This is a genomic window from Rhizobium sp. 'Codium 1' (genome assembly GCF_020889605.1).
Classification (GTDB): domain Bacteria; phylum Pseudomonadota; class Alphaproteobacteria; order Rhizobiales; family Rhizobiaceae; genus Allorhizobium; species Allorhizobium algae.
Genome location: NZ_JAJGPW010000004.1, coordinates 93,308 through 108,782, shown reverse-complemented (window position 1 = coordinate 108,782; position 15,475 = coordinate 93,308). Strand labels below are relative to the sequence as shown.

The 15,475-nt window shown below is 61.1% G+C and carries 12 protein-coding genes; 10 read left to right on the top strand and 2 right to left on the bottom strand.

The window, feature by feature from the left end:
- Nucleotides 1–136: 136 nt before the first annotated feature.
- The 3 genes from uvrA (at nucleotide 137) to LJE98_RS12095 (ending at nucleotide 5,768) form a co-directional block, all read left to right on the top strand.
- Nucleotides 137–3,058: an excinuclease ABC subunit UvrA gene (uvrA, locus tag LJE98_RS12105; RefSeq protein WP_229575474.1), complete on the top strand. Its 2,922-nt coding sequence runs from the start codon at nucleotides 137–139 to the stop codon at nucleotides 3,056–3,058.
- Nucleotides 3,059–3,151: 93 nt separating this feature from the next.
- A complete protein-coding gene (locus LJE98_RS12100; RefSeq protein WP_229575473.1) occupies nucleotides 3,152–3,955 on the top strand; it encodes a DUF72 domain-containing protein in 804 nt (267 codons plus the stop codon).
- 151 nt (nucleotides 3,956–4,106) lie between these two features.
- Nucleotides 4,107–5,768, top strand: coding sequence for a Na/Pi cotransporter family protein (locus tag LJE98_RS12095; protein ID WP_229575472.1), 1,662 nt, complete (start codon nucleotides 4,107–4,109; stop codon nucleotides 5,766–5,768).
- Nucleotides 5,769–5,789: 21 nt separating this feature from the next.
- Here LJE98_RS12095 and LJE98_RS12090 read toward each other — a convergent pair whose 3' ends face one another.
- Nucleotides 5,790–7,265, bottom strand: a complete 1,476-nt coding sequence (locus LJE98_RS12090; protein WP_229575471.1) for an NAD(P)H-hydrate dehydratase — start codon at nucleotides 7,263–7,265, stop codon at nucleotides 5,790–5,792.
- A 351-nt stretch (nucleotides 7,266–7,616) separates the two neighbouring features.
- Between LJE98_RS12090 and LJE98_RS12085 the strand changes: the two genes are divergently transcribed.
- From LJE98_RS12085 to hspQ, 4 genes are all read left to right on the top strand, one after another.
- Nucleotides 7,617–7,955: a P-II family nitrogen regulator gene (locus tag LJE98_RS12085; protein ID WP_006727717.1), complete on the top strand. Its 339-nt coding sequence runs from the start codon at nucleotides 7,617–7,619 to the stop codon at nucleotides 7,953–7,955.
- Between the two features lie 62 nt (nucleotides 7,956–8,017).
- Entirely contained in the window at nucleotides 8,018–9,427 is a 1,410-nt protein-coding gene (glnA, locus tag LJE98_RS12080; RefSeq protein WP_229575470.1) for a type I glutamate--ammonia ligase, read from the top strand.
- Nucleotides 9,428–9,577: 150 nt separating this feature from the next.
- A complete protein-coding gene (locus LJE98_RS12075; protein ID WP_229575469.1) occupies nucleotides 9,578–10,498 on the top strand; it encodes a DMT family transporter in 921 nt (306 codons plus the stop codon).
- An 87-nt stretch (nucleotides 10,499–10,585) separates the two neighbouring features.
- Entirely contained in the window at nucleotides 10,586–10,915 is a 330-nt protein-coding gene (gene hspQ / locus LJE98_RS12070) for a heat shock protein HspQ (protein WP_229575468.1), read from the top strand.
- Between the two features lie 81 nt (nucleotides 10,916–10,996).
- Here hspQ and LJE98_RS12065 read toward each other — a convergent pair whose 3' ends face one another.
- Nucleotides 10,997–11,629 carry an invasion associated locus B family protein gene (locus LJE98_RS12065; protein ID WP_229575467.1) on the bottom strand — a complete coding sequence of 211 codons (633 nt, stop codon included), beginning with the start codon at nucleotides 11,627–11,629 and terminating at the stop codon, nucleotides 10,997–10,999.
- 264 nt (nucleotides 11,630–11,893) lie between these two features.
- Here LJE98_RS12065 and LJE98_RS12060 point away from each other — a divergent pair, with 264 nt between their 5' ends.
- The 3 genes from LJE98_RS12060 to LJE98_RS12050 all read left to right on the top strand — a co-directional run bounded on the left by LJE98_RS12060 (nucleotide 11,894) and on the right by LJE98_RS12050 (nucleotide 15,468).
- On the top strand, nucleotides 11,894–13,705 hold the full coding sequence (locus tag LJE98_RS12060) for an extracellular solute-binding protein (protein ID WP_229575466.1): 1,812 nt from the start codon (nucleotides 11,894–11,896) through the stop codon (nucleotides 13,703–13,705).
- Between the two features lie 98 nt (nucleotides 13,706–13,803).
- Nucleotides 13,804–14,475, top strand: a complete 672-nt coding sequence (locus LJE98_RS12055) for a DsbA family oxidoreductase (RefSeq protein WP_229575465.1) — start codon at nucleotides 13,804–13,806, stop codon at nucleotides 14,473–14,475.
- Nucleotides 14,476–14,532: 57 nt separating this feature from the next.
- Entirely contained in the window at nucleotides 14,533–15,468 is a 936-nt protein-coding gene (locus LJE98_RS12050; protein ID WP_229575464.1) for a DMT family transporter, read from the top strand.
- The last annotated feature ends 7 nt before the right edge of the window (nucleotides 15,469–15,475 follow it).

Sequence of the window (15,475 nt, the reverse complement as noted above, 5' to 3'; positions counted from 1 at the left end):
TTTCCCTATGATCCTGTCAACAGAATCGAAATTCCACATCGGTCGCACCTTGTGCCTCGACTCAAGGGCTTCGTTGACTACATAAGGACAGTTCCCCCCGGAACCCTGCCCTTCCCTTTGCCGATCAGAGCCTGACATGAGCGAACTCAAGACTATCTCCATCCGTGGCGCGCGCGAGCACAATCTGAAGGGCATCGACCTGGATTTGCCGCGCAACAGCCTGATCGTGATGACGGGGCTATCCGGCTCCGGCAAGTCGTCGCTTGCCTTCGACACGATCTATGCGGAGGGCCAGCGACGCTATGTCGAGAGCCTGTCGGCCTATGCCCGACAGTTTCTCGAGATGATGCAGAAACCCGATGTCGACCAGATCGAGGGACTTTCACCGGCAATCTCGATCGAGCAGAAGACGACGTCGCGCAATCCGCGTTCGACGGTCGGCACGGTCACCGAAATCTACGACTACATGCGACTGCTCTTCGCCCGCGTCGGGGTTCCCTATTCGCCGGCGACGGGGCTGCCGATCGAAAGCCAGACGGTGAGCCAGATGGTGGACCGCATCCTGGCCTATGAGGAGGGCACCCGCCTTTACATCCTTGCGCCGATGATCCGCGGCCGAAAGGGCGAGTACAAGAAGGAACTCGCCGAGCTGATGAAGAAGGGGTTTCAGCGCGTCAAGGTCGACGGGCAGTTCTACGAGATCGCGGACGCGCCGACGCTCGACAAGAAATACAAGCACGACATCGATGTGGTCGTCGACCGCGTCGTGGTGCGGCCGGATATTGCGAGCCGTCTGGCGGACAGTCTGGAAACCTGCCTTCGGCTTGCCGACGGACTGGCGGTGGCAGAATTCGCAGACAAGCCCCTGCCGCCCGAGGAAACATCGGCCGGCGGTTCGGCCAACAAGTCGCTGAATGAAACGCATGAACGGGTGCTGTTTTCGGAAAAGTTCGCTTGCCCCGTCTCCGGGTTCACCATTCCGGAAATCGAGCCGCGTCTGTTTTCCTTCAACAACCCTTTCGGCGCCTGCCCGACCTGCGATGGGCTTGGTTCACAACAGAAGATCGACGAGGCGCTGATCGTTCCGGAAGTGCATCGCAAGCTCAGTGACGGGGCGATTGCGCCCTGGGCCAAGTCCAGCTCGCCCTACTACAATCAGACCCTCGAGGCGCTCGGCAAGGCGTTCGGCTTCAAGCTGACGTCGAAGTGGTCGGATCTTTCAGACGCGGCGCACCAGGCGATCCTGCACGGCACAGAAGAGAAGATCGACTTCCACTATGCCGACGGGGCGCGATCCTACACCACGACCAAGACCTTCGAAGGCATCGTGCCAAACCTCGAGCGGCGCTGGAAGGAGACCGACAGCGCCTGGGCGCGCGAGGAAATCGAGCGCTTCATGTCGGCGGCCCCCTGCCCCGCCTGCAACGGCTTCCGCCTGAAGCCCGAGGCGCTGGCAGTCAAGATCAATGGCCTGCATATCGGCCAGGTGACCAATATGGCGATCCGCAATGCGGGCTCCTGGTTCGAAGACCTGCCGGCCAAGCTGACCGACAAGCAGAACGAAATCGCCGTGCGCGTGCTGAAGGAGATCCGTGAGCGGTTGCGCTTCCTCAATGATGTCGGCCTCGATTATCTCTCCATGTCGCGCAATTCCGGCACGCTGTCGGGTGGCGAGAGCCAGCGTATCCGTCTGGCGTCACAGATCGGCTCAGGCCTGACCGGCGTGCTTTACGTGCTCGACGAGCCGTCGATCGGCCTGCACCAGCGCGACAATGCGCGGCTGCTCGATACGCTGAAACATCTGCGCGACATCGGCAATACGGTGATCGTCGTCGAGCATGACGAGGATGCGATCCTGAGCGCCGACTATGTGGTCGACATCGGCCCTGCAGCCGGCATCCATGGCGGTCAGGTGATCGCGCAAGGCTCGCCGCAGGACATCATGGCGCATCCGAAATCGCTGACGGGCAAATACCTGACGGGCGAAATGGGCGTCAGCGTTCCGGCGCAGCGGCGCAAGCCGAAAAAGGGTCAGCAGATCAAGGTCGTCGGCGCCAAGGGCAACAATCTGAAGAACGTTACGGCCTCGATCCCGCTCGGCGTGTTCACGGCTGTGACCGGCGTATCGGGTGGCGGCAAGTCGACCTTCCTGATCGAGACGCTCTACAAGGCGGCGGCGCGGCGTGTCATGGGCGCGCGTGAAAATCCGGCCGAACACGAGCGCATCGACGGCTTTGAATTCATCGACAAGGTGATCGATATCGACCAGTCGCCGATCGGGCGCACGCCGCGCTCCAATCCGGCGACCTATACCGGCGCGTTCACTCCGATCCGCGACTGGTTCACCGGTCTGCCGGAAGCGAAAGCACGCGGCTATCAGGCAGGCCGCTTCTCGTTCAACGTCAAGGGCGGCCGCTGCGAGGCCTGCCAGGGCGACGGCGTGATCAAGATCGAGATGCATTTCCTTCCCGATGTCTATGTCACCTGCGACGTCTGCCACGGCAAGCGCTACAACAGAGAGACACTGGACGTGACCTTCAAGGGCAAGTCGATCGCCGATGTGCTCGACATGACGGTCGAGGAGGGTGTCGAGTTCTTCCAGGCCGTCCCCGCCGTCCGCGACAAGCTGCAGGCGCTGTTCGATGTCGGTCTCGGCTATATCAAGGTCGGCCAGCAGGCGAACACGCTGTCGGGTGGCGAGGCGCAGCGCGTCAAGCTTGCCAAGGAGCTGTCGAAGCGCTCGACGGGCCGCACGCTCTATATTCTCGACGAGCCGACCACCGGCCTGCACTTCCACGACGTCGCCAAACTTCTGGAAATGCTGCAGGAACTGGTGAACCAGGGCAATTCTGTCGTCGTCATCGAACACAATCTCGAGGTCATCAAGACAGCCGACTACATCCTCGACTTCGGTCCGGAAGGTGGCGATGGCGGCGGCCAGATCGTGGCACAGGGGACACCGGAAGAGGTGGTCAAGGTCGAGTCCTCCTATACAGGGCAGTTCCTCAAGGAGTTGCTGCAGCGGCGGCCGGTGAAGAAGGCGCAGGCGGCGGAGTGATCCGCCGCCACCGAGACTGAGGGGACCCTGCCTTTTTGCAGAGTCCGCTTCTGATTTAGCCAATTACCTAATTTGCATAGCGGGAGGCATTTCATGACCAAATCCGGCATTATCCGCACCGGCATCGGGGGATGGACCTTCGACCCCTGGGATGACAGTTTTTATCCCTCTGATCTGCCCAAGAAGCGACAGCTCGAATATGCCAGCCGGCAGCTGACCGCGATCGAGGTCAACGGCACCTATTATTCCAGCCAGAAGCCGGCAACCTTTGCCAAATGGGCGTCAGAAGTGCCTGACAATTTCGTATTTTCGCTAAAGGCCAGCCGGTTCTGTACCAACAGGAAGATCCTGGCCGAGGCCGGGCCCTCGGTTGAGAAATTCCTGCACCAGGGCATCGAGGAGCTCGGACCGCATCTGGGGCCAATCCTGTGGCAGTTCATGGGCACGAAGAAATTCGACGCTGAGGATTTCGAGGCCTTTCTCGGCCTGCTGCCGAAAGAGCTGAATGGGTTGCCACTGCGTCATGTCGTCGAACCCCGGCACGAAAGCTTCCAGGTCCCGGAGTTTATCGACATGCTGCGCCGACATGGTGTCGCGGCCGTATGTGCCGACCACCACGACTATCCGATGTTCGCCGACCCCACGGCGGACTTCGTCTATGCCCGCCTGCAGAAGGGGGCGGACGAAACGCCAACCTGCTATCCCGCGAACGATCTCGACGCCTGGTCTGGCCGGTTCGAGACTTATGCCGCAGGGGGTACACCCGAGGACCTCACGCTCATTGCCGGAGACAAACCTGCGGAGCAGATCCCACGCGATGTCTTTGCCTTCTTCATCTCGGGCGGCAAGGTGAACGCGCCGAAAGGCGCGATCGAGTTGCAGAAGCGGGTCGGGTGACCACTTCGAACGTCTTCGCATCGGTCAATTTGTGACATTGGCGAAACTGGACTAGGCTCGGTCGCAGAGTCGCGGCCGTGTCCGCGCCCTGGGTCGGCATGCTTTCCTCTTTGGGCGTGCACGTCCAGCGTTTCAGAGTTCGGGGCACTTCATGTCTGGCATCGCCGTCTTCATTCATCTCGCTGGCGCGGTGGCGCTGCTTCTCTGGGCAACGCGCATGGTTCGCACGGGGATCGAGCGAGCCTATGGCGGGGTCCTGAAGGACAAGCTGCGGCATGCCGTCGGCAATCGGTTCTCCGCAGCCTTTGCCGGATTCCTGTTTGCGGTGGCGTTGCAAAGTGCAACGGCCGTCGCCCTGATCGTTGCCTCCTTTTCGGCCGCTGGCTACGTCCTGCCAGCCATCGGGGTTGCGACGCTGCTCGGCGCGGATTTCGGCTCCGCCTTTGTCGTGCGGATCTTGCGCTACGATCTCTCGCTGCTCGTCCCCGTGCTGCTGCTTGCCGGGACCATCGCCTTTCGCGCTTCCGAGGCGCGGGGCTGGCGGCAGATCGGGCGAATCCTGTTCGGGCTCGGCCTCCTTCTCCTGTCTCTGCGCCTGATCGGCGAGGCATCGGAACCGCTGCGCGAGAGCAGGATCCTGCCCGTCCTGTTCAACTATCTCGCGGCCGACTGGATCAGCGCCTTCGTGCTGGCCGCCCTGCTCGCCTGGGCATTCCATTCCAGCGTGGCGGCGGTACTGCTCGTCGCATCGCTCGCCGACCAGAATCTTCTGCCAGACGCCCTGATCATTCCGCTGGTGCTCGGCATCAATTTCGGCGCCGCGATCATTGCAGCGCTCCTTACGAAAAATGCCGAGGCGAATGCCCGGATCGTGCCGCTCGGCAATGTGGTCATCCGTGGGATGATGACGCTGATTGCGCTGGCCGCGCAATTCGTCTTTGCGGTCAGCCCATCGGTTTTCTCCGCTCATCCCGGGGATTCCGTCGTGATGGTGCATCTGGCAATGAACGGCGCCGTTCTCGTGCTCGGACTTCCCTTTGCGGGCCTTGTCGCTGCCGTGCTGGAACGGATGCTGGCGGGTTCTGAAGAGAGAGCCGCCAATGACGACCGCTTCTCGGCACTGAATGTGATGGATCTGACCAATCCACAGCAGGCGATATCCAATGCGACACGCGAGGTTCTGACAGTCTGCGACAAGACCGAAATCATGCTCAACGGCATATTCGAGCTCTACGAGCGCTGGGACGCGAAGAAGACTCAAAGGATCGAGGCGCTGGATGACCAGATCGACACGATCCACCGCGACATCAAGTTCTACCTCGCCCGCATTTCGCAGACGGCGCTCGACCCGGGTTCTGCGGCCCAATGCCAGAACCTGCTGGGTGCGACAATCAAGATCGAGCAGGCAGCGGACATCATTTCGCAGAACATGCTGACGCGGGCGCGCAAGAAGAACGAGCGCAATGTCGCGTTCTCCGCCGAGGGGTGGGCCGAGCTTTGTGCCATGCATGACGAGGTGGTGCAGAACGCCCATCTCGCCTTCAACCTGCTGGTGACGCGCGACATCGGCCATGCGCGCCAGCTCGTCGCCCGCAAGGAAGCGATCCGCAACCTGGTCAAGACCAGCGAGGAAAGCCATCTGCAGCGATTGCGGCAGGGCAATGCGGCCAGCTTCGAATCAAGCTCTTTGCACATCGACACGATGCGGGATCTGAAGGAGATCAATTCGCTTTTCGTTTCGATCGCCTATCCCTTGCTTGAGGGCGAAGGCCTGCTCAGGCGCAGCCGGCTGGTGCAACCGGCAGAGCTCTAGACTGCTCTCACGCGGGTGATGTCAGGCCGGCAGGACATGGGAGACCAGATCCTCGGCCGTAAGCCCCTCGCCCGCCCGCCTCGCCGCCTGGCCATGTTGATGGACGCCGGCACAGGCCGCTTCGAAAGCTGGCATGCCATTGGCGAGATTGGCAGCGATGATGCCCGCCAGCACGTCGCCGGAGCCGGCAGTGGCAAGCGTGGCCGGGGCTTGTTCCTCGATCGCCGTGCGACCATCGGGACATGCGATCACGGTATCGGCGCCCTTGTAGACGACGATGCCGCTGATCGCCCTTGCCGCCGCGAGGGCCTTCTCGACCTTGCCGCCGTCGCCGCGGGCGATGTCCGGGAAAAGACGGGTGAATTCTCCCTCGTGTGGCGTGATGACGAGTTGGCCTGCCGAGCCTTCGAAGGCTTCACGAAGTGCACTTGCATCGCCGGAGAAGGCGGAAATTCCGTCGGCATCCAGCACCAGATTGCGCCCACTGCGCGCGATAGCCACAGCATAGCTCCGCGCCTTGTCTCTGTCGCCGAATCCCGGTCCAAGCGCGAAGGTGTTGCGCCGCTGGTCGATGAGCCAGCTTTCGACGTCGGCCAGCGTGTCCATTGCCGTCTGCATCACCGCAGTCAGATGGGCTGCGTTGACCGCGAGGCTATCGCTCGGAGACGCCAGCGTTACCAGTCCCGCGCCGGCCTTCAGTGCCGCACCGGCCGACAGGCGTGCCGCTCCGGTCGAAATGGCCGGGCCCGAGAAGACCGTCAGATGGCCGCGGCGATATTTGTGATCCTCCGCCGATCGCGGGCGGCGGAAAGACTGAAATAGCGCGGGGCCGTTGACCCACAGCCCTGCCGCCTCGGCCGCGACGATCCTGTGCGGGATGCCGATGTCGAAAACCTCGACGGTGCCACAATGATCGCGCCCCGGAAGAAGGACGTGACCCGGCTTTCGGGTGACAAAGGTGACGCAGCGCTCAGCCCGGAAGGCCGCGCCGCGAAGCTTGCCGCTCGCGCCATCGATGCCCGAGGGCAGATCGACCGCAATTACGGGAATAGCCGCAGCTGTCACGTCTGCGATTGCCTGTTGCACCAGGTCCGGAACGTCCCGTGCGAGACCTGCGCCGAACACAGCATCGATCACCACATCGCCCGCCTGGGGCATGTAAGCTTCGAGCGCCTCTACCCGTCCCGACCATCCCGCCCTGGCGATCCTGGCGTCACCACGCAGTCGTTCCTGGTCTCCCAAGGCAAAAACCCGGACATTGGCGCCGCAACGAACTAGCGCGTCGGCGGCCACATAGCCATCGCCGCCATTGTTGCCAGGGCCACACAAGACCGCGAAGCGAAGAGCAGCCGGATAGTGGCGCAAGACACATGCCGCCACCGCCTCGCCGGCGCGCAACATCAGCGCCTGGCCGCTGATTCCGGAGGCTATCGCGGCGGCATCGACGCGCGACATCTTGGTCGGGGTCAACAAGATCTCTGGTCTCGGGAGCATCATGCAACTCGTTAGAGCAGAAATCACGGCGCGAGCAAAGCTGCACGATTTGAGGCAGGCCCACTTTGGTGAAATTCAGTGCATCTGCACAGATGTTGCGCATTGAGGTGGTGTTTTGTGCAGTTGACACAGGCGGTTAAGAATAGAGAGGCTTTGGAAAAAAGATTGGCTGGAAGCGTTATTTCCTACAATTCGGGCTGGCTTTTCCGCCCGTTTTGCAGGAGATTTGCCCTGTCGGACGGAGGAAGACGGTAATTTTGCAACAAATCTGCAAATAACTGGCACATTCCATGCATCCAGCCCGGCGGGCGGGGCTCATCCTGCTTTACTGAGGAAGCGGAGAGAAATTTTCTCATGAAAAAGATCGAAGCGATCATTAAGCCCTTCAAGCTCGATGAAGTGAAGGAAGCCCTTCAGGAAGTCGGCTTGCAGGGTATCACCGTGACGGAAGCCAAGGGCTTCGGTCGCCAGAAGGGCCATACAGAGCTTTATCGCGGCGCCGAATATGTCGTGGACTTTCTGCCGAAGGTGAAGGTCGAAGTGGTACTGGCCGATGAAAACGTGGAGGCCGTCATCGACGCCATCCGCAATGCAGCCCAGACGGGCCGCATCGGCGACGGAAAAATCTTCGTTTCGAATGTCGAAGAAGTCGTCCGCATCCGGACCGGCGAGACCGGTATCGACGCCATCTAATCGGACCCGACACCTAGGGAGGTCGGGTTCAAATCGTGAGCTCTTGCGAGGAAGAAAAAAATATGACGACCGCAAACGATATTCTGAAACAGATCAAGGACAACGACGTCAAGTTCGTCGACCTGCGCTTCACCGATCCGAAGGGCAAGCTGCAGCACGTCACGATGGACATTGCCTGCGTCGACGAAGACATGTTCGCCGACGGCGTCATGTTCGACGGCTCCTCGATCGCCGGCTGGAAGGCCATCAACGAATCCGACATGGTGCTCATGCCGGATCCGGCCACCGTACACATGGACCCCTTCTTCGCCCAGTCGACGATGGTCATCCTTTGCGACATCCTTGATCCGGTCTCCGGCGAAGCCTACAACCGCGATCCGCGCGGCACCGCCAAGAAAGCCGAGGCCTATCTGAAGGCATCCGGCATCGGTGACACCGTCTTCGTGGGCCCGGAAGCCGAATTCTTCGTCTTCGACGACGTCAAGTACAAGGCCGATCCGTACAATACCGGCTTCAAGCTCGACTCGACCGAACTGCCGTCGAACGACGACACGGACTACGAGACCGGCAACCTTGGCCACCGTCCGCGCGTCAAGGGCGGCTATTTCCCGGTTCCGCCGATCGACAGCCTGCAGGACATGCGTTCCGAAATGCTGACGGTCCTTGGCGAAATGGGTGTCGTCGTTGAAAAGCACCACCATGAAGTGGCTGCTGCCCAGCACGAGCTCGGCATCAAGTTCGACGCGCTGGTGCGCAATGCCGACAAGATGCAGATCTACAAATATGTCGTGCATCAGGTTGCCAATGCTTATGGCAAGACCGCAACCTTCATGCCGAAGCCGATCTTCGGCGACAACGGCTCGGGCATGCATGTGCACATGTCGATCTGGAAGGACGGCAAGCCGACCTTCGCTGGCGACGAATATGCCGGCCTGTCGGAAAGCTGCCTCTTCTTCATCGGCGGCATCATCAAGCACGCCAAGGCGATCAACGCCTTCACCAACCCGTCGACCAATTCCTACAAGCGTCTGGTTCCGGGTTATGAAGCGCCGGTCCTGCTCGCCTATTCGGCGCGCAACCGTTCGGCATCGTGCCGCATTCCCTTCGGCTCCAACCCGAAGGCCAAGCGCGTCGAAGTCCGCTTCCCGGATCCGACTGCAAACCCCTACCTCGCCTTTGCCGCGATGCTGATGGCCGGCCTCGACGGTATCAAGAACAAGATCCATCCGGGCAAGGCCATGGACAAGGATCTGTATGACTTGCCGCCGAAGGAACTGAAGAAGATCCCGACCGTCTGCGGTTCCCTGCGCGAAGCGCTGGAAAGCCTCGACAAGGATCGCAAGTTCCTGACCGCCGGCGGCGTCTTCGACGACGACCAGATCGACAGCTTCATCGAGCTCAAGATGCAGGAAGTCATGCGCTATGAAATGACCCCGCACCCGGTCGAATACGACATGTACTACTCGGTCTGATCGACCGCGCAGCCCGTACAAGACGCCGGCGGAGATTTCCGCCGGCGTTTTTCGTTGCGGACGGAACCGTTTCGCTGAAAAAGCGCTTTCGCCAGGAGGTCTGCCGCGCTAGCTCTCGTAGAGATATTCCTCCGCGACAAGCGATCTCCCATGCCACCTCTTCCCCATTCTTCCGGTCCGCGCCTCCACGACTGGCTGCTCTTCCTGCTGGCGCCGGTCTTCTTCTCGTCGAACCTGATCTTCGGCCGGGGCATCTCCGGCGAAGTTGGCCCGTTCGCGACAGCGCTTCTGCGCTGGGTGGGTGCGGCGCTCCTGATGTCGCCCTTCCTCTGGCAGGAGCGGCAGGCCTGCCTCAATTTCGTCCGCCACCATACGGCTCTCTGGCTGACGCTCGGCATTCTCGGCATGGGCATATGCGGTGGTGTCGTCTATTGGGCGCTGACGCTGACGACGGCCTCCAACGCGACGCTGATCTACACGACCTCGTCGCTGTTCATCATCGTATTCCAGTGGCTGTTCCAGAGCCGTGCGATCACGCGGCTGGAAGTTTCGGGCATGGTGATCGCCTTTGCCGGTGTCGTCGCCATCGTGCTGAAGGGGCATCCCGAAGCACTGCTGCAACTGAGTTTCAATATTGGCGACCTCGCGATCCTCGTTGCGGCGATTGCCTTTGCCGCCTATTCGCTGCTTCTGCGACGTCCTTCGGTACGCGCCATGCCGCCATTGCCGCTGTTTGCCTTGCTGGCGCTCTCGGGCTCGATCGTCCTCATCCCGCCGGGGCTGGTCGAGATTGCAATGGGCGGCCCCCTGCCCGACACGGGCATGGAGTTCGCCAAGCTCGCCGGGATCATCCTGTTCGCCTCGATCGCCGCCTTTTACTGTTTCCAGCACGCGGTGCAGGTCTTCGGTCCGGGCATTGCCGGCATGACGCTCTATCTTATGCCACCGGTGTCGATCCTGATGGCGGTCGTCTTCCTCGCAGAACGGTTCGAGGCTTATCATGCGGTGGGGATCGTGCTGGTGACCGGCGGCCTCATTCTGGCGACCGCACCAGGACGCAAAACAGGCTAGGTATCGCAGGTGGAAATGACGTTACACACCATCCCTTGATTTCGCCGGGCTTTCTTCCCAAATATGGAAGGGAAAGGAAGTCAAGCCATGAAACAACGAAGCGCTAAATTTGGTATCGGGGATGTCGTACGGCACCGGGTTTTTCCGTTCCGCGGCGTGATCTTCGATGTTGATCCGGAGTTTGCGAATTCCGAGGAATGGTGGAATGCGATCCCGGCCGAAGTGCGGCCGCACAAGGATCAGCCCTTCTATCATCTGCTCGCGGAAAACGCCGAGACGGAATATGTGGCCTATGTGTCCGAGCAGAACCTCGAACGCGATCAGAGCCAGGAGCCGCTGCGCAATCCGCAGATCCAGCAGATCTTCGAACCGCAGCAGAGCGGCCAGTACAAGCCCAAGATGAACTTCGCGCACTGACGGTTCACATCCAGTCCAAACAGAAAAGCCCGCGTCGAGAACGACGCGGGCTTTTCTTTGTCACTTCAGAACCGAAGCGGTTCAGTTGCCCTGCTTGGCAGCGTTCTGGGCATCTGTAATTGCCTTGTTGCGCTCTTCCTGCTTCTTCTGCATGGCTTCCTGCAGGAGGCGCTGGCGCTCTTCGGCCTGCGACTGGGACATGGCCTCGCCATCGTAGGCGCCGGTAAAGCCGGAGAGCGGAATCTTGATCGGGTTCGGCGCGCGGCGGAAGTTGATCGAGGTGAATACGACCTCGCCACCCTTCTTCAGGCTGTCGACGATCGCATCCGTCAGCGGAATTTCGGCGGTGCAACGATCCGGCAGGCAGACGGCGTAGTCGAGCTTGGTGCCCTTGGCGCCATCGATCTGCATCAGGACGCCGGGCGGGATCAGACGCGCCGAGGGAACCGTCACCTGGAGCAGCTTGCGGTTGACCTTGCCTTCGACCGTGATCAGGCCAACGGCCGTGATCAGCTGGCCATTGGCGGCAACAAGCTGGTTCTGGACGACGCAGACGTCAGATTCTTCCTGCTTGGCGCAGGTCTTGAACCACTTCGCCTCGGAGGGAGCTGCGGCTTCCTGAGCCTGCGCGACAACCGGCATGGCGGTGGCAGCGAAGGACAATGCGAGTGCAGACACAGCCGTCCGCGTTGCGTTGCTAAGTTTGAACATCATACGTATTCCGTCTCCTGAAAACCCCTGTCGCGCGGACTTTTCTGCCGCGTCATTCACCGGTCGTGTGCCCTCACCTGTCGTTCAAATGAGGCAAATACATGACCCGGCGCTCCGGCTCACCTGTTACATTGTGGCGGCCGGAATATCCAGCGTTTCTTTGACGCCGGATCGACTCACGTCGCCTAAATCCCACCGGCTTGTGTTGGTTTTATGGTGATTGTGATAGCGTCCGCGCGATTTGCAGATTCCACACCGGGGAGGACCATGACCTTGCGCCGTCTCTTATTCAGCCTTTGCCTGCTGCCACTTGCGACCGCGGCCCAAGCGGAGCCCGTGCACGGGATCGCAATGCATGGCGAACCAGCCCTCTCCTCCGACTACACACACTTTCCCTATGTGAAGCCGGATGTGAAAAAGGGCGGCAAGGTGAACTACGGCGTTGTTGGCACTTTCGACGCCCTGAACCCCTTCGTCCTCAAGGGGATGCGGACCACGGCACGCGGCGTCTGGGATCCCGAATTCGGCAATCTGCTCTACGAACCGCTGATGACGCGTTCAGCCGACGAGCCCTTCACCCTCTACGGCTTGCTTGCCGAGAGCGTGGAGTGGGATGCGGACCGCAGCTACGTGCAGTTCAACATCAATCCGCAGTCCAGGTGGCATGACGGCAAGCCGGTCACCCCGGATGATGTGATCTTCACCTTCGAACTCTTGCGCGACAAGGGGCGCCCGCCTTTCAATGGGCGACTGACTGCGGTCGACAAGATGGAGAAAGTCGGCGAGCACGGGGTGAAATTCACCTTCAACGAGAAGGCGAACCGCGAGACCCCTCTCATCTTCGCTTCTGCCACGCCTATCCTCCCCAAGCATGCGATCGATCCTGCCACCTTCGATCAGGGCGGGCTCGCCATCCCCGTCGGTTCGGGTCCTTACAAAATCAAGGATCTGAAGCCCGGCGAGAAGGTCACCTGGGCGCGCGACCCCGATTACTGGGGCAAGGACCTGCCATCGAAGGTCGGCTTCGACAACTACGACGAGATCACGGTCACCTATTTCCTTCAGGAAGCCACTCTGTTCGAGGCCTTCAAGAAGGGTGATATCGACATCTACCCGGATGGTGACGCCAATCACTGGCAGCGGGCCTATGACTTCCCGGCCGCGCAAAATGGCGATGTGGTGAAGGAAGCCTTCAAGCCGGGCCTGCCGGCAGGCATGCTGGGCTTCGTCTTCAACACACGCCGGCCGGCTTTCGCCGATGTGAAGGTGCGCGAGGCGATCAATACGGCCTTCGACTTCGAATGGCTGAACAAGACGCTCTATGGCGGCGTCTTCACCCGCACCCAAAGCTACTGGCAAAACTCGGCGCTCGGCGCCTATGGCAATGCCGCCGACGACAGGGAACTGGCTCTGCTGGGCGCGACCAAGGACGCCCTGCCGCCTGAAATCCTTGCGGGGACCTATACCCAGTCGGCGACCGACGGTTCGGGCGGTGACCGCAAGGCGCTTGGCAAGGCCGTAAAGCTGTTTGGCGAGGCGGGCTACAAGATCCAGGGTGGCAAGATGCTGGATGCCAGCGGCAACCAGCTTGCCTTTGAAGTAATGACGCAGAACGAGGGCCAGGAGAAAATGGCGCTGGCCTTCCAGCGCACGCTGAAGCTGATCGGCGTCGACATGGCGATCCGCACCGTCGACGACGCCCAGTATCAGGCGCGCTCAAACAGCTTCGACTACGACATGATCATCAAGGCCTATACCTCTTCGCTGTCGCCGGGCGCAGAGCAGGTCAACCGCTGGGGTTCGGTGTCGAGGGACGCGCAGGGCAGCTTCAACTATGCCGGCGTTGCCGATCCCGATATCGACCGGATGATGGAGGCTCTGCTGCAGGCCCGCGACCCCGCCGACTTCCAGGCAGCCGTGCGTGCCTATGACCGGCTGCTCGTTGCCGGACATTACGTCGTGCCGCTCTATCATATCGGTGAGCAGTGGGTGGCCCGCTGGAAGCATATCGGGCGACCGGAGGCGGCTCCTCTCTACGGCTATCAGCGCCCGACCTGGTTCGACGCGCGCGCCCAGTAAACCTCACGCGTTTGACGCTGTGTTTTCGGGCCGGAGCTTGTCTCCGGCCTGCATTGCTTTAAGTGACAGGCATATCTCTGCCAGGAAAGGACACCCTCATGGACCGCATCACCATCGACCTCGTATCCGACGTGGTCTGCCCCTGGTGCTATCTCGGCAAGGCCCGGCTGGAGCTCGCAATTGCCGAAGTGCAGGACGAGGTCAGTGTCGACATCAACTGGCGCCCATATCAGCTCAATCCCGATTTTCCGCCCGAAGGTGTCGACCAGCAGGTCGCGCTCGCCAAGAAGCTCGGCGGCAAGGACAAGATGGACCAGGCGCATGCGCATCTGAAGTCGCTCGGCGCCGAGGTCGGCATCGATTTCGATTTCGACGCAATCAAGGTCGGGCCGAACACGCTCGACGCGCACCGGCTGATCCACTGGGCCGGACAGGAAAGCCGCGAGACGCAGACTCGCGTCGTCGATCTGCTGTTCAAGGCGAATTTCGAACAAGGCCGCAATATCGGCGATCCCAATGTGCTGCTCGACATTGCAGCAGATGCAGGGTTGTCACGCCCCGTGATCGAATCGCTGCTGTCAGGCGATGCCGACGTGAGCCACGTTCTGTCCGAGGTGGAAGCGGCCAAGCAGATGGGCGTCAACGGCGTGCCGTTCTTCATCTTCGACCAACAATATGCCGTGAGCGGCGCCCAGCCGCCGGCGGAACTCGCCAATGCCTTGCGCGAAATCGCCAAGGCGAAGGCCGAGGCCCTGCGCAATCTGAATTGACGGTTAGCGCGAACACTCGTATCCCGGTGAGGTTACCTCCTCCCCGGGATTATCACCTTGTCCGCCGACACCACCTTCAAGGGCGTCCTTTTCGCCTTTATCTGCTTTGCCGCCTATTCCTTCAGTGATGGTGCCGTGAAACTGGTGGAGGGGCGCGTGCCGGCCTTCGAGGCCGGCTTCATCGGCAGCCTGTTCGGCTTCGTTGCCATCCCCTTCCTGATGAAGCGGGGCGACCGCTATACGGATCTGGTGCGCAGCACGAACTGGCCGCTCTGGGGCCTGCGCTTCGTCTGCTCTGCGGTCGGAACGGTCGGCAGCATCATTGCCTTTACCCAGCTTTCGATGGCCGAGGCCTTCTGCCTGATCTTCCTGCTGCCGAGCTTTGCGACGATCATGTCGGTGATCTTCCTCAAGGAAGAGGTGGGCATGAAACGCTGGGCAGCCGTCCTGATCGGCTTCCTTGGCGTGCTCGTGGTCTTGAGACCGGGCTTCCGTGAGTTGCAGGTGGGACATCTGGCAGCGCTGGTCTCGGGCTTTGCCGGCGCCGTCACGATCATCATCTTCCGGGCCATGGGACCGCAGGAGAAGAACATCTCGCTCTATGGCGCCGGCCTCCTCGGCAGCGTGATCATCTGCGCCGTCTTCTCGCTACCGGACTTCCAGGCGCCCGGCGGCCATGACCTGATATTGCTGGCCGCCTTCGGCCTTCTGGCAGCCATTGGCAATATCTTCATGATGCTGGCCTCGTTTTATGCCCCCGCCCCGATTGTCGGGCCGATCCAGTACAGCCAGATGCTCTGGGCGATTCTGCTCGGCTATCTCGTCTTCGGAGACAAGGTCGACTGGCCGATGGGCCTCGGCATCGTGCTGATCGTCGGCTCAGGTCTCCTGACGCTGATCCGCGAGCGCAAGCGCGACACGCCGCTCCCGCCGCCGGTGGCCGGCAAGTCGGATGCAGCGCTGGCGATCAAGCCGGACCAAGGGGACACCTGATAACCAA

Excerpts from the sequence above, each read along its gene's own strand:
- uvrA (WP_229575474.1), top strand. The coding sequence starts at position 137 with ATGAGCGAACTCAAGACTATCTCCATCCGTGGCGCGCGCGAGCACAAT.
- glnA (WP_229575470.1), top strand. The coding sequence starts at position 8,018 with ATGACGACCGCAAACGATATTCTGAAACAGATCAAGGACAACGACGTC.
- hspQ (WP_229575468.1), top strand. The coding sequence starts at position 10,586 with ATGAAACAACGAAGCGCTAAATTTGGTATCGGGGATGTCGTACGGCAC.
- LJE98_RS12065 (WP_229575467.1), bottom strand. The coding sequence starts at position 11,629 with ATGATGTTCAAACTTAGCAACGCAACGCGGACGGCTGTGTCTGCACTC.
- LJE98_RS12090 (WP_229575471.1), bottom strand. The coding sequence starts at position 7,265 with ATGATGCTCCCGAGACCAGAGATCTTGTTGACCCCGACCAAGATGTCG.
- LJE98_RS12095 (WP_229575472.1), top strand. The coding sequence starts at position 4,107 with ATGTCTGGCATCGCCGTCTTCATTCATCTCGCTGGCGCGGTGGCGCTG.
- LJE98_RS12085 (WP_006727717.1), top strand. The coding sequence starts at position 7,617 with ATGAAAAAGATCGAAGCGATCATTAAGCCCTTCAAGCTCGATGAAGTG.
- LJE98_RS12075 (WP_229575469.1), top strand. The coding sequence starts at position 9,578 with ATGCCACCTCTTCCCCATTCTTCCGGTCCGCGCCTCCACGACTGGCTG.
- LJE98_RS12060 (WP_229575466.1), top strand. The coding sequence starts at position 11,894 with ATGACCTTGCGCCGTCTCTTATTCAGCCTTTGCCTGCTGCCACTTGCG.
- LJE98_RS12100 (WP_229575473.1), top strand. The coding sequence starts at position 3,152 with ATGACCAAATCCGGCATTATCCGCACCGGCATCGGGGGATGGACCTTC.
- LJE98_RS12055 (WP_229575465.1), top strand. The coding sequence starts at position 13,804 with ATGGACCGCATCACCATCGACCTCGTATCCGACGTGGTCTGCCCCTGG.